This window comes from Pseudomonas sp. 1L-B-1-E-C1 (assembly GCF_057291835.1).
In genome coordinates, this window is the sequence record NZ_JBXAWN010000010.1 from 129,496 (window position 1) to 142,195 (window position 12,700).

The window sequence follows — 12,700 nt, forward strand, 5'->3', positions numbered from 1 at the left end:
GTTAGTTTTGCGTGCGATTATCGAACACTAAGGCGATTTGGCGAATTGACGATTTTTTGTTCACTGCCCAACATCGGTTGCACATCGAGTCCGGCCGCTAACCACCGGACAAGGTGTTCGACCGTAAAGAACACCAAATAACAAATCCAAAAACGGGTGGAACACATGATTCCTTCACAGACTTCCCGCATGGCTCCGGCCATGAGCACTGCCACGGGTGGCATCGGCGACAAGATCCGCGGCGCCATGGCGGTCGGCAAGACCCGCTGGGGCATGCTGGCGCTGGTGTTTTTTGCCACCACTCTCAACTACATCGACCGCGCCGCCCTAGGCGTCATGCAGCCGATCCTCGCCAAGGAAATGAGCTGGACGGCGATGGATTACGCCAACATCAACTTCTGGTTCCAGGTCGGCTACGCGATCGGGTTTGTCCTGCAGGGACGCCTGATCGACCGGGTCGGCGTCAAGCGCGTGTTCTTCTGCGCCGTGCTGCTCTGGAGCCTGGCCACCGGCGCCCATGGCCTGGCGACCTCGGCAGTCGGCTTCATGGTCTGCCGCTTCATCCTCGGCCTCACCGAAGCGGCCAATTACCCGGCCTGCGTGAAAACCACGCGCCTGTGGTTCCCGGCCGGTGAACGTGCAGTCGCTACCGGCATCTTCAACGCCGGCACCAACGTCGGCGCGATGTTCACGCCGATGCTGCTGCCGCTGATCCTGCATGCGTGGGGCTGGCAAGCGGCGTTCCTGTGCATGGCCGCACTCGGCGGGATCTGGCTGCTGTTCTGGGGCTTGAAGTACTTCAATCCGGAAGATCATCCACGGGTGAAACAGTCGGAGCTCGAATACATCCAGCAGCAAGTCGAACCGGAACAGGCCCGCGTGCCGTTCAGCAAGATCCTGCGCATGCGCGGCACCTGGGCCTTCGCCCTCGCCTACTCGCTGACCGCGCCGGTGTTCTGGTTCTATCTGTACTGGCTGCCGCCGTTTCTCAATCAGCAATACAACCTCGGCATCAACGTCACGCAGATGGGTATTCCGCTGATCATCATCTACGTCACGGCTGACTTCGGCAGTGTCGGCGGCGGAATTCTGTCCTCGTTCCTGATCGGTCGCGGCATGAACTCGATCAAGGCGCGGCTGCTGTCGATGTTGCTGTTTGCCTGCTGCATCATCGGCGTGGTCATGGCCGCCGGCTCGGCGAATCTGTGGGTGGCGGTGGCGGCGATCTCGCTGGCGATCGGCGCGCATCAGGCCTGGACTGCGAACATCTGGAGCCTGGTGATGGACTACACGCCCAAGCACATGATGAGCACGGTGTTCGGCTTCGGCGGCATGTGCGCGGCGATCGGCGGGATGTTCATGACCCAGATCGTCGGCCACATTCTCACCGTTACCAACAACAACTACACGGTGTTGTTCACGCTGATTCCGGCGATGTACTTTCTCGCACTGACGTGGATGTACTTCATGGCACCACGCAAGATTCCGACCGTCGAATAACCCGCTAAATTGCCCCTGTAGGAGCTGCGGAACGCTGCGATCTTTTGATCTTGCTGTTTAAGATCAAAAGATCGCAGCCTCGTTTCACTCGTCAGCTCCTACAAGGGATCTTTGCTCCCCCTTAGCGCCGGCTCTGCTGCCACGCCGCCGCCAATCCGCTGCAGCAGATCACTGCAATACCGATCACCGTCAACCCGCTTGGCGTGTGATTGAACAGCAGCCAGCCCAACAACCCGGCAAAGACGATCTGGCAATAGCCGAACGGCGCCAGCAGCGCCGGAGCTGCGTGACGGAAGGCCTGGGTCAGAAACAGGTGAGCAGTCATTCCGCAACTGCCCAGCGCCAGCATCAGCGCGGCATGAGGCAACGTCGGCACCTGCCAGAAGAACGGCACCAGCGCGCTCATCACCAGGGTATTGCACAGCCCGGCGAAGAAGTTGCTGGTGGTCGGGCTGTCCACTTCGGCGAGCTTGCGCGTCAGCAGTTGGTAGAAGCAGAAAAACAGCGCCGAGCAGAACGGCAGCAGGATCGCCGGGGTGAACAGTTCGCCGCCGGGGTGGACGATGATCAGCACGCCGATGAAGCCGCAGATCACCGCGATCCATTGCCCGCGCGTCACCCGTTCCTTGAGCAGCGGCACCGACAACGCCGTCACCAATACCGGCGCGAGAAAGTTGACCGCCGTGGCTTCTGCCAGCGGGATGTACAACAGCGCCGTGGTGAAAAACAGGCTGGTGCCGAGCAGGCACAGGGCACGGGCGAGCTGCCATAGCGGTTTCTTGGTGCGCAGTACGCGCAAGCCAGACTGCGGCAGGAAAATCCCCGCCATCAACAAGGTGTGCACCACATAGCGCGCCCACACCACCATCACGATGGGATAGAAGCCGGACAGGTATTTGGACAATGCGTCGTGGCTGGAAAACAGGAACGTCGCCACGACAATCAGCAGGATCCCCTTGAAGGGCTGGTTGACACCGGAGAGCGGGGTGCTGACGGTCATTGGCAATCTCTGAAAAATACCCAGGCGAGCGTTCGCGCTGGCGGCAATCGGTGTGGCAATCATAGTCGGCAGAGCTTTCAGCAACCGCACAGGTTGCCATCTTCTTCGCCGGGAAACCGCCGTTGAGCAAAACCGTGAGGCAAGATTCCCGCCACTTCGGCTCTCGACAAGTCTGCAACATCACAGACTGCTGTCGAAACAGCCGGTTCATGGATTCGCCGGAAGAAATTCCTTTCGGGATTGAATTCACGGCCCGCTCGACCGTCAATACCAGGCCCGCACCACGCGGGCGCGTGTGCATGGACGGACGACCGGACTGGCGCCACACTCACACAACGGCAACACTCATCACCTGACTCATCACCCGCAATAAAGAGGATTCCCACATGCTATGGAAAAAAGGCCGACGCAGTGACAACGTCGTCGACGCCCGGGGTGATGATGCCGGCGGTGGCGGCGGCATGCGCTTCGGTGGCGGCAAGGGCCTGAGCCTGACTGCCATCGTGCTGATTGTCGGTATCGGCTGGCTGACCGGCCAGGACCCGATGCAGATCCTCGGCCAGTTGACCGGGCAGATGGACCAACCGGCGCCCACCTCGCAAACCCGTCAGGCACCGCCGGCCAATGATGAACAAGCCGAATTCGTCCGCTCAATCCTCGGCGACACCGAAGACACCTGGGGTCCGATCTTCCAGCAGGCCGGGCGCCAATACAAAGACCCGACGCTGGTGCTGTTCAGCAACCGGGTTAACTCGGCGTGCGGCATGGCCACTTCGGCCACCGGCCCGTTCTATTGCCCGGCCGACCAGAAGGTCTATCTGGACATGGCCTTCTTCCAGGAAATGTCGCAGCGCTTCAAAGCCGCCGGGGATTTCGCTCAGGCCTACGTGATCGCGCACGAGGTCGGCCACCATGTGCAAACGCTGCTCGGCGTCTCGGCGAAGATGCAGACAGCGCGCCAGCAAGGTCGGCAAATGGAAGGCGACGGCGGCCTGCTGGTCCGTCAGGAATTGCAGGCCGACTGCCTCGCGGGCGTCTGGGCGTACAACGCGCAGAAGCGCCTGAACTGGCTGGAGCCCGGCGACATCGAAGAAGCCTTGAACGCTGCCAATGCCATCGGCGATGATCGCCTGCAACAACAGGGTCAGGGCCGTGTGGTGCCGGACTCGTTTACCCACGGTACGTCGGCGCAAAGGGTGCGCTGGTTCAAAACCGGATTCGCGCAAGGCCAGGTAAGCCAGTGCGACACCTTCGCGGCGAAAACCCTGTAAATGCATAAATGGCTTGTGGCGTTACTGTTCATCGCCGGCACCGCGCAAGCGGCCGGCGTCGATGCGATCAGCCCCGGTCGCCTGCAACTCAAGGCCGGGGAAATGGCGGTGGGCATCGGCCCGGCGCCGGAGAAGATCGAGCGCGTGCTGATCGTCATTCACGGTCGCCTGCGCAACGCCGAGACCTATCGCAAAAGCGCGGAAAGCGCCGCCGAACTCGCCGGGCAAACCGCGCACACGCTGGTGATCGCCCCGCAATTTCTCAATGAAAGCGACGTCACTTTGTACTCCTTGCCACCGACGGTGCTGCGCTGGCAGGGCAACGAGTGGATGGGCGGCGGCTTGTCCACCGGGCCGAATCCGCTGAGTTCCTACGCGGCGCTGGACGAAATCGTCGCGCGCGTCAGCGATCGCAAACAGTTTCCGGACGTGAAACAGATCGTGATCTTCGGCCACTCCGGCGGTGCTCAGGTGGTGCAGCGTTATGCGCTGCTGGCCAAGGATCAGCCGGCACTCAAGGCCAACGGCATTCGCTTGCGCTTTGTAGTCGCCAATCCTTCTTCTTATGCGTATTTAAACGAGCAGCGGCCGGTGGCGTTCGATCACGCGCAATGCCCCGGTTTCAATCGCTGGAAATACGGATTGGCGGACATGCCGGTGTATGCCGGCGGGCAAACGCCTTTGCAGGTCGAGAGCGCTTACGTCAAACGCGAGGTGATTTATCTGCTTGGCCAACAGGATGTCGACCCGGAGCATCCGGCGCTGGACAAGAGTTGCGCGGCCGAGGCGCAAGGGGCTTACCGCTTGATGCGCGGCAAACTGTATTTCGGTTATTTGCTGCGCCGCCATCCTGAGGGAGTCAATCAAAGGCTGATTGAAGTGCCTGGGGTTGGGCATGACGGGGATGGGATGTTGACGTCGGCGGAGGGGCAGAAGGCTTTGTTTGATCAGTGAGTTGTTTGCTGAATCTACCGGCCTCTTCGCGAGCAGGCTCGCTCCCACATTTGGAATGAATGCCACATTTGGAATGCATTCCCCCTGTGGGAGCGAGCTTGCTCGCGAAGGGGCCGGCTCAGGCGACGAAAATGTCAGGCTGACAGCATCCGCCGCAACTCAACACAATCCTGTGCATGCCAATCGGTCAGCTCCGGCCAAGGGTTATCCGGCAGATTCACCAACACCGTGCGCGCCCCCGCCGCGCGCCCGCAATCCAGATCAAAGCGGTAATCACCAACCATCACCATGTCACTCGCTGGCACCTGCCAGGCCTCGGCCAGTTTCAGCAAACCGCCGGGGTGCGGCTTTGGCGGTGCTTCATCTCGACCCAGCACATCCTCGACCGCGAAGCAGTCAGCCAGGCCGATGGCCTCCAGCGTGACATGCGCCAGTTCCCGCGCATTGCGCGTGAGGATGCCGAGGCGATAACCGCGCGCGTGCAGGTCACGCACCAGCTCCACCGCGCCGGTGGCCGGGGTCGAACCCAGCGCCAGATCGCGTTCATGCTCGAGCAACCAGGCATGCTTGGCCGCCGCTTCAGCGGCCGGCAACGCGGCGAGATGGGTGAGGATGTCGTCCTCCGGCGGAATCGCCAGCGCCACGCGAATCGCCGCGAAGTCATGCACGGCCACGGTCAGCGTGCCGTCCATGTCGAACACCCAATGACGAACCTCGGTCAGGCTCATGCCCAGTCCTTGCGATGGCGAATCAGGCCTTCCTGAGTCACCGAAGCGACCAGTTGCCCGGCACGGTTGAATACGCTGCCACGGGAGAAGCCGCGCGAATTACCGGCCCACGGGCTGTCCATCGCGTAGAGCAACCAGTCATCAGCACGCAGGTCATTGTGGAACCACAGCGCGTGATCGAGGCTGGCGACCTGCATGTCTTTCTGCCAGACCGACTTGCCGTGGGGCAACATCGACGTGGTCAGCAGGCCGAAGTCCGAGGCATACGCCAGCAGATACTTGTGCAGCGCCGGGATGTCGGCCAAGGCGCCGTCGGCGCGGAACCACACGTACTTCACCGGATCGGCCGGTTGCGGGTTGTACGGGTCTTTTTCGGTGACCGGGCGCACTTCGATCGGTTTCGGGCACAGCAGTTTTTCACGCATATGCTCGGGAATCAGGTGCGCGCGCTGCTGGGTCAGTTCCAGCTCCGAGGGCAGGTTTTCCGGGCCGACCACCGCCGGCATCTGACCCTGATGTTCGAAGCCTTTTTCGTCGTACTGGAACGAAGCGCTGCAGGTAAAGATCGGGTGGCCCTTCTGGATCGCCGTCACGCGGCGAGTGCTGAAGCTGCCGCCATCACGCACGCGATCAACCGAATACACCACCGGCAACTTGGCATCGCCCGGGCGCAGGAAATAACCGTGCAGCGAGTGCACGTGGCGCGCTTCTTCCACCGTCTGACTGGCCGCCGACAGCGACTGGCCGAGCACCTGACCGCCGAACAACTGGCGGAACCCCAGATCCTGGCTGCGGCCACGGAACAGGTTTTCTTCGATCGGCTCCAGGGTCAGCAGATCGACCAGATCTTCCAGCACTTGGCTCATTCAGGCACTCCTCACACAAAGCAATGGCCGCGCAGTCTTGGCTGCGGCGGACGATTCAGGTTCTGGCACGGGCCAAATACGATGGCGGCCATTGTAAACGTCCGTGTCGGCTTATTCATGCAAGGTTTGCAGCCATTGTTCGCGGCTGATGCGATACAGGACATGTCGGCGCAACGGGTGATCGAGCGCAAGCCTGGGGTGATCGAAATCGTCCTGCGGGTCGTGATGCATGCCGATGGCCTGCATGACCTTTTCCGACTGGGCATTCTGCTCGGCGGTGAACGAGACGATTTCCTCCAGTTTCAAGCGGTCGAAGCCGGCGCGCAGAGCGGTCCACGCCGCTTCACTGGCGTAGCCCAGCCCCCAATGTTCCCTGGCCAGACGCCAGCCGATTTCCACCGCCGGGGTGAACGGCGCATCGAAGCCGACCACGCCGAGCCCGGTGAAACCGATGAACTCGCCCGTGTCCTTGCGCTCCAGCGCCCACAGGCCAAAGCCGTGCTCGGCAAAATGCCCGCGCACGCGGCCAATCAAAGCGGCACTTTCCAGCCGGGTCAACGGCGCCGGGAAGTAGCGCATCACCTGCGGATCGGCACACATCGCCGCAAATGCCGGCAAATCCTCGTCCTGCCACTGCCGCATCAACAACCGCGCGCTTTGCAACTCCAGTATCGGCTCCATCGTCCCCTCCATTTCCATGCCGTTGAGTCTACATCGCTGGTAGGATCGTTCATTCGTTCCCAGGTTCTGCGCGAAACAAGCCATGCCCTTGCCGTTGATCTATCACGAAGACTACAGCCCCGAGTTCCCGGCGGATCACCGCTTTCCGATGGACAAGTTTCGTCTGCTGCGCGATCACCTGATCGACAGCGGCCTGATCCGTGACGCCGACCTTCTGCGCCCGCAGATCTGCCCCAACGACATTCTCGCCCTCGCCCATGACCGCAGCTATATCGAACGCTACATGAGCGGCGAGTTGTCCCGCGAAGACCAACGGCGCCTCGGTCTGCCGTGGAACGAAGCGCTGGCGCGGCGCACCGTGCGTGCGGTGGGCGGTTCGATCCTCGCGGCAGAGAAAGCGCTGGAACATGGCCTGGCCTGTCATCTGGCCGGCGGCACCCATCACGCTCACTACGATTACCCTGCCGGCTTCTGCATCTTCAATGACCTGGCGATCATCAGCCAGTACCTGTTGCAGAGCGGCCGGGTCAATCGCGTGCTGATCTTCGATTGCGACGTGCATCAGGGCGACGGCACTGCGCGGATTCTTCACGACACGCCGGAGGCGATTACCGTTTCCCTGCACTGCGAAAAGAATTTTCCCGCGCGCAAAGCCGAAAGTGACTGGGACATTCCACTGCCCAAGGGCATGGGCGATGCCGATTACTTGCGGGTGGTCGATGACACGCTCAACTACCTGCTGCCGCTGTACCAACCGGATCTGGTGCTCTACGACGCTGGCGTTGATGTGCACAAGGACGATGCCCTTGGTTATCTGCAACTGACCGACGAGGGCGTAGCCGAGCGCGATGAACGGGTGATGCGCCATTGCCTGGGCCGCGACATCCCGGTGGTCGGAGTGATCGGCGGCGGCTACAGCAAGGATCGCCACGCCCTCGCCCGCCGCCACGGCATCCTCCATCACAGCGCGCAACGAGTGTGGGATTCACACGGCTGTCACTGAAACGTGCTGCGTTACCCACAATCGCTGTGGAACTGCCTGTGGATAACCTGCGCGAAAGGGACTGCAGGCCATGCTGGGCATGGGGTACAGCGCACTGTTTATTTTTTAACCACACTCGAAACACACCGCAGCCCCTGTGGGAGCGAGCCTGCTCGCGAAGGCGGCAGATCAGCCAACACATCATCAACTGACCCACCGTCTTCGCGAGCAAGCTCGCCCCCACATGGGGTCTCCCACAGGGTTCAGCGCTGTTAGAATGCGCGCCTTGTCCCGCCATACCGCAGCGCACGCCCATGACTCAGAACACCGCCCCCGCCAACACCCACGTCGCCATCATCGGCGGTGGCCCTGCCGGCCTGATGGCCGCCGAAGTGCTGAGCCAGGCGGAAATCCGCGTCGATCTGTATGACGGCATGCCCTCTGTCGGGCGCAAATTCCTGCTGGCCGGGGTCGGCGGCATGAACATCACCCACTCCGAAGCCTACCCGGCATTCCTCTCCCGCTACGCTGAACGCGCACCGCACATCGCCCCGCTACTGCGCGCGTTCGATGCCGATGCCTTGTGCCAGTGGATTCACGAGCTGGGCATAGAAACCTTCATCGGCAGCTCCGGCCGCGTATTCCCCACCGACATGAAAGCCGCGCCGCTGTTGCGCGCCTGGCTCAAACGCCTGCGCGACAGCGGCGTGGTTATCCACACCCGCCATCGCTGGCTCGGTTGGGACGCAAGCGGCGCATTGCGCATCGCCAGTCCGCACGGCGAAATCAGCGTTAACCCCGACGCCACCCTACTCGCTTTGGGTGGCGGCAGCTGGTCGCGCCTGGGCTCGGATGGCGCGTGGATGTTGCCGCTGGAGCAACGTGGCGTGGATCTGGCGCCGCTGCAGCCGAGCAACTGCGGCTTCGAGGTACAGGCCTGGAGCGACCTGATGGTGAGCAAATTCGCCGGCGCGCCGCTGAAAAACATCGCCATCGGCTTGAACGACGATATCCCGCGTCTGGGCGAATGCGTGATCACCACGACCGGCATCGAAGGCAGCCTGATCTACGCCCTGTCGGCGCCAATTCGCGAAGAGATCAATCGCTATGGCGCAGCGGTTATCCACATCGACCTGCTGCCCGGCCGCCCTGTGGATAAATTACACACGGCGCTAAGCAAACCACGCGGCTCGCGCTCAATGGCCAAGCATCTGCACAGTCAGGTGGGGATTGATGGGGTTAAGGCAGCGTTGTTGCGCGAGCTGACCGATGCCGAAACCTTCGCCGATCCGGCGCTCCTGGCGCGAGCGATCAAGGCATTGCCGCTGACTCTGGTGAAAACCCGTCCGCTGGACGAGGCGATCAGCAGCGCCGGTGGCGTGAGGTTCGAAGCGATGGATGAGCGCTTGATGCTCAAGGCGTTGCCGGGGGTGTTTTGCGCCGGCGAGATGCTTGACTGGGAAGCGCCAACCGGAGGGTATTTGCTGACCGGGTGTTTTGCCAGTGGGCGGGCGGCTGGGCTGGGAATCGTGCAATGGCTTAAGCACAAAACCCTGTAGGAGCTGACGAGTGAAACGAGGCTGCGATCTTTTGATGTTCAAAAATCAACATCAAAAGATCGCAGCGTTCCGCAGCTCCTACAGGGAAACGCATTCCCAATGTGGGAGCGAGCCTGCTCGCGAAGACGTCCTTACAAACGCTTCATCAAATCAAGGCTTGCGCTTGCGCGGCCCGGTATTGAACACCGGCACTTTGCGCACTGGCTTGATCGATGGCTCCGGTGCCGAGGTCTCGCCGCTGTCGACCCACTTGCCCAGATTGCGTTTACCACCGCCACCGCCCGACGCTTTCGGCTTCTTCGGTTTTTTCGGCTTCTTGATCACCTGACCACTGGCATCGGTGTCCGGCACGCGGTGCTCGGGTTCGAAATCCGGTTCGTTCTGGCGCTTCAGGTTCTGCCGCGTGAGCATTTCGATCGCCGAGAGCATGTTCACTTCATCGGCACACACCAGCGAGATCGCCTCACCGGTGGCACCCGCGCGGCCAGTGCGGCCGATGCGGTGAATGTAATCTTCGGCGACGATCGGCAGATCGAAGTTGACCACCAGCGGCAGATCTTCGATGTCCAGACCACGGGCGGCAACATCCGTCGCCACCAGAATCTGCACTTCGCTGAGCTTGAAACGGTCCAGTGCGCGCTGGCGCGTGGCCTGCGGTTTGTCGCCATGGATGCCGTCAGCGTTCACGCCCAAACCTTGAAGTTTCTCCACCAGCGCATCGACGCCGTTACGGGTCTTGGCGAACACCAGGACCTGCTTCCACTTGTTCTTGCGCATCAGGTGCACGAACAGTTCGGCCTTGCGTTTCTTGTCCACAGTCACGATCCACTGCTTGACCGTGTTGGCGGCGACATTGCGCGGGCTGACTTCGACGCTCAAAGGATCGTTGAGCATCTGCCCGGCGAGCAGGCGGATGTCATCGGAGAAGGTGGCGGAAAACAGCAGCGTCTGGCGCTTTTTCGGCAGCATGCGGTAGATATTCGCCAGTTCCTCGGAGAAGCCCAGGTCGAGCATACGATCGGCTTCATCCAGCACCAGCGTTTGCAGCTGATCCAGTTTCAGCGCGTTCTGACGGAACAGGTCGATCAAGCGACCGGGCGTGGCGACCAGCACATCGACGCCGCCGCGCAGCTTCATCATCTGTGGGTTGATGCTGACACCGCCGTACACCGCATAAGTGCGCAGCGGCAGGTTTTCCGCGTATTGGCGCACGGCTTCGTGGACCTGCTCGGCCAGCTCGCGGGTCGGCACCAGAATCAGCGCGCGCGCCGAGTTGGCGCTGACTTTCGGCCCTTCCATGGCCAGCAACTGCAACAGCGGCAAAGCGAAACCGGCAGTTTTGCCGGTGCCGGTCTGGGCCGCTGCCATCAGGTCGCGACCGGCCAACACCGCCGGAATGGCTTGCGCCTGCACCGGCGTCGGGGTCTGGTAGCCGAGCGTCTCGAGGGAGCGCAGCAAGGGTTCGATCAGGCCAAGGGAGGCGAAAGTCATGGGAGTACCGTAGGAGAAAATGACGCGGGGATGCAATGCCGCGCAGTTTACCCTAATTCGTACGCGCTTCCGTCGGAACGACTTTCGCCTCCCCCACTGGCGGCTGTGCCGGCCGGCGCCACTGCGGCAGGCTGATCAGCAGCACGGCGCTGATGATCACCAGCATCGCCAGCGCTTCTTCGATACCGATGGTCTCGCCAACAAACACCACGCCGAGCAACACCGCCACCGCCGGGTTGACGTAGGCATAACTGGTCGCTGCCGCCGGGCGTACGTGCTTGAGCAGATACATGTAGGAATTGAAGGCGATGATCGAGCCAAAGAAGATCAGATAGGCCAGTGCCAGCCAACCTTCGATCGGTGGCATGGCTTGCAGGTGCTCGCCGCTCAGCGCGCTGCCGATCAGCAAGACCACGCCGCCAATCAGCATTTCCACCGCACTGGCCATCGCCCCTGCGGGCAGCGGCAGATGCTTGCTCCACACCGAACCGAACGCCCAGCTCGCCGCCGCGAAGATCAGCAACATCGCGCCGAGTGGACTCGACTGCAGATTGGAACCCATGTTGAGCATGGCGATGCCAATGATCCCCAGCGCGACCCCGGCCCATTCGAGACGGGTATTGCGCGCGCCCCAGAAATAGCCGAACAACAAGGTGAACAGCGGCACCGTCGCCACCGCCAGCGCGGCAACGCCCGAAGCCACGCCGGTGTGCTCGGCGACGCTGACCGCGCCGTTACCGAAACTGAGCAGCAGAATGCCGACCAGCCCCGCCGCTTTCCATTGCGCCCAGGTTGGCGCCGGAGTCCCACGCCAGCGCAGCCAGGCATACATCAAGCTGCCAGCAATGACGAAACGCACCCCAGCCAGCAACAACGGCGGCCAGTATTCGACGCCGATGCGGATCACCAGATAGGTCGACCCCCAAATTACGTACAGCGCAAAAAACGCAGCGATCAACGGCAGGGAAAAACGGCGCAAGGCAGGCATGGGCAGCTCGACATTCAGATTTCGGTGGACGGGTTATTCTAGAAAGGCCGCCAGGCAAAAATAAGTTACAAAACCTGTTTATCGCGCCGGTACACTTTTGAAATCACGGAGATCACCGGCTTCAACCACGATTTCGAAAGTCCGCCCATTTCAGGAGTTCGCCTTGGACAAATACGACCGCATGCTGCTCAGCGCCCTGCTGGAAAACGGCCGCGCGTCCTACGCCGATCTGGCGCGCAAGGTTAACCTCTCCGCCCCTGCCGTCGCCGAGCGCGTGGCCAAACTGGAAGCGGCCGGAGTGATCACCGGGTATCAGGCAAAAATCGACCTGGCGAAAATCGGCCTGCCGATCCAGTGCGTCATCGAACTGCGCCTGAACCAGCACGGCAACCAGAAGACTTACGACGAACTGATCAAAATCCCGCAGATCACCGAATGCCATCGGGTCACCGGCGACCCGTGCGTGATCATGCAAGCGGCGGTGGCCTCGATGCCGGAGCTGGAAGAGTTGATCAACCGCGTGGCGAAATTCGGGTTCAGCAAGACGTCGATTGTGCTTTCAAGCGCAGTCGAAAAGCGTGTGCCGTTGGGACACATCGAAGGCAATGGTAAATCCTGAAAACGATGATTCCCCCTGTGGGTGCGAGCCTGCTCGCGAATACGGTGTATCAAACAACATC

Annotated in this window: 12 protein-coding genes; 6 read left to right on the plus strand and 6 right to left on the minus strand. The window is 61.6% G+C overall.

The features are described from left to right. Window positions 1-165 precede the first annotated feature (165 nt). Window positions 166-1,500: an MFS transporter gene (locus AC0Z4S_RS18455; protein WP_485624073.1), complete on the plus strand. Its 1,335-nt coding sequence runs from the start codon at window positions 166-168 to the stop codon at window positions 1,498-1,500. A gap of 121 nt (window positions 1,501-1,621) precedes the next feature. Here the strand turns inward: AC0Z4S_RS18455 and AC0Z4S_RS18460 are convergent, their stop codons facing one another. Next, entirely contained in the window at window positions 1,622-2,500 is an 879-nt protein-coding gene (locus AC0Z4S_RS18460) for a DMT family transporter (protein WP_041477756.1), read from the minus strand. Between the two features lie 386 nt (window positions 2,501-2,886). On the opposite strand from AC0Z4S_RS18460, the gene ypfJ reads away from it, so the two are divergent. Both ypfJ and AC0Z4S_RS18470 read left to right on the plus strand, forming a co-directional pair. After that, entirely contained in the window at window positions 2,887-3,771 is an 885-nt protein-coding gene (gene ypfJ, locus AC0Z4S_RS18465) for a KPN_02809 family neutral zinc metallopeptidase (protein ID WP_042610540.1), read from the plus strand. Continuing rightward, on the plus strand, window positions 3,772-4,725 hold the full coding sequence (locus AC0Z4S_RS18470) for an alpha/beta fold hydrolase (protein WP_485624074.1): 954 nt from the start codon (window positions 3,772-3,774) through the stop codon (window positions 4,723-4,725). 134 nt (window positions 4,726-4,859) lie between these two features. Here AC0Z4S_RS18470 and AC0Z4S_RS18475 read toward each other — a convergent pair whose 3' ends face one another. The 3 genes from AC0Z4S_RS18475 to AC0Z4S_RS18485 form a co-directional block, all read right to left on the minus strand. Beyond that, complete coding sequence (locus tag AC0Z4S_RS18475) at window positions 4,860-5,453, minus strand: HAD family hydrolase (RefSeq protein WP_485624075.1); 594 nt, start codon at window positions 5,451-5,453, stop codon at window positions 4,860-4,862. Beyond that, on the minus strand, window positions 5,450-6,319 hold the full coding sequence (gene tesB, locus AC0Z4S_RS18480; protein WP_101160533.1) for an acyl-CoA thioesterase II: 870 nt from the start codon (window positions 6,317-6,319) through the stop codon (window positions 5,450-5,452). The genes AC0Z4S_RS18475 and tesB overlap by 4 nt, the downstream gene beginning before the upstream one ends. A 111-nt stretch (window positions 6,320-6,430) precedes the next feature. Beyond that, entirely contained in the window at window positions 6,431-7,000 is a 570-nt protein-coding gene (locus AC0Z4S_RS18485; protein ID WP_485624076.1) for a GNAT family N-acetyltransferase, read from the minus strand. An 82-nt stretch (window positions 7,001-7,082) separates the two neighbouring features. On the opposite strand from AC0Z4S_RS18485, the gene AC0Z4S_RS18490 reads away from it, so the two are divergent. Together AC0Z4S_RS18490 and AC0Z4S_RS18495 are read left to right on the plus strand one after the other, a co-directional pair. Then, window positions 7,083-8,003 carry a histone deacetylase family protein gene (locus AC0Z4S_RS18490; RefSeq protein WP_485624077.1) on the plus strand — a complete coding sequence of 307 codons (921 nt, stop codon included), beginning with the start codon at window positions 7,083-7,085 and terminating at the stop codon, window positions 8,001-8,003. Between the two features lie 293 nt (window positions 8,004-8,296). Further along, window positions 8,297-9,541 (plus strand): TIGR03862 family flavoprotein, encoded by a 1,245-nt coding sequence (locus tag AC0Z4S_RS18495; RefSeq protein ID WP_485624078.1) that lies wholly within the window; start codon window positions 8,297-8,299, stop codon window positions 9,539-9,541. 150 nt (window positions 9,542-9,691) lie between these two features. On the opposite strand, the gene rhlE1 is transcribed toward AC0Z4S_RS18495, so the two are convergent. Together rhlE1 and yedA are read right to left on the minus strand one after the other, a co-directional pair. Next, a complete protein-coding gene (gene rhlE1, locus AC0Z4S_RS18500) occupies window positions 9,692-11,032 on the minus strand; it encodes an RNA helicase RhlE1 (protein WP_485624079.1) in 1,341 nt (446 codons plus the stop codon). Between the two features lie 52 nt (window positions 11,033-11,084). Next, window positions 11,085-12,020, minus strand: a complete 936-nt coding sequence (gene yedA, locus AC0Z4S_RS18505) for a drug/metabolite exporter YedA (RefSeq protein ID WP_485624080.1) — start codon at window positions 12,018-12,020, stop codon at window positions 11,085-11,087. 163 nt (window positions 12,021-12,183) lie between these two features. Here yedA and AC0Z4S_RS18510 point away from each other — a divergent pair, with 163 nt between their 5' ends. Then, window positions 12,184-12,639: an Lrp/AsnC family transcriptional regulator gene (locus tag AC0Z4S_RS18510; protein ID WP_329516597.1), complete on the plus strand. Its 456-nt coding sequence runs from the start codon at window positions 12,184-12,186 to the stop codon at window positions 12,637-12,639. Window positions 12,640-12,700: the final 61 nt, after the last annotated feature.

Coding starts and splice junctions, on each gene's coding strand:
- AC0Z4S_RS18455 (WP_485624073.1), top strand. CDS start 166: ATGATTCCTTCACAGACTTCCCGCATGGCTCCGGCCATGAGCACTGCC.
- AC0Z4S_RS18460 (WP_041477756.1), bottom strand. CDS start 2,500: ATGACCGTCAGCACCCCGCTCTCCGGTGTCAACCAGCCCTTCAAGGGG.
- ypfJ (WP_042610540.1), top strand. CDS start 2,887: ATGCTATGGAAAAAAGGCCGACGCAGTGACAACGTCGTCGACGCCCGG.
- AC0Z4S_RS18470 (WP_485624074.1), top strand. CDS start 3,772: ATGCATAAATGGCTTGTGGCGTTACTGTTCATCGCCGGCACCGCGCAA.
- AC0Z4S_RS18475 (WP_485624075.1), bottom strand. CDS start 5,453: ATGAGCCTGACCGAGGTTCGTCATTGGGTGTTCGACATGGACGGCACG.
- tesB (WP_101160533.1), bottom strand. CDS start 6,319: ATGAGCCAAGTGCTGGAAGATCTGGTCGATCTGCTGACCCTGGAGCCG.
- AC0Z4S_RS18485 (WP_485624076.1), bottom strand. CDS start 7,000: ATGGAGCCGATACTGGAGTTGCAAAGCGCGCGGTTGTTGATGCGGCAG.
- AC0Z4S_RS18490 (WP_485624077.1), top strand. CDS start 7,083: ATGCCCTTGCCGTTGATCTATCACGAAGACTACAGCCCCGAGTTCCCG.
- AC0Z4S_RS18495 (WP_485624078.1), top strand. CDS start 8,297: ATGACTCAGAACACCGCCCCCGCCAACACCCACGTCGCCATCATCGGC.
- rhlE1 (WP_485624079.1), bottom strand. CDS start 11,032: ATGACTTTCGCCTCCCTTGGCCTGATCGAACCCTTGCTGCGCTCCCTC.
- yedA (WP_485624080.1), bottom strand. CDS start 12,020: ATGCCTGCCTTGCGCCGTTTTTCCCTGCCGTTGATCGCTGCGTTTTTT.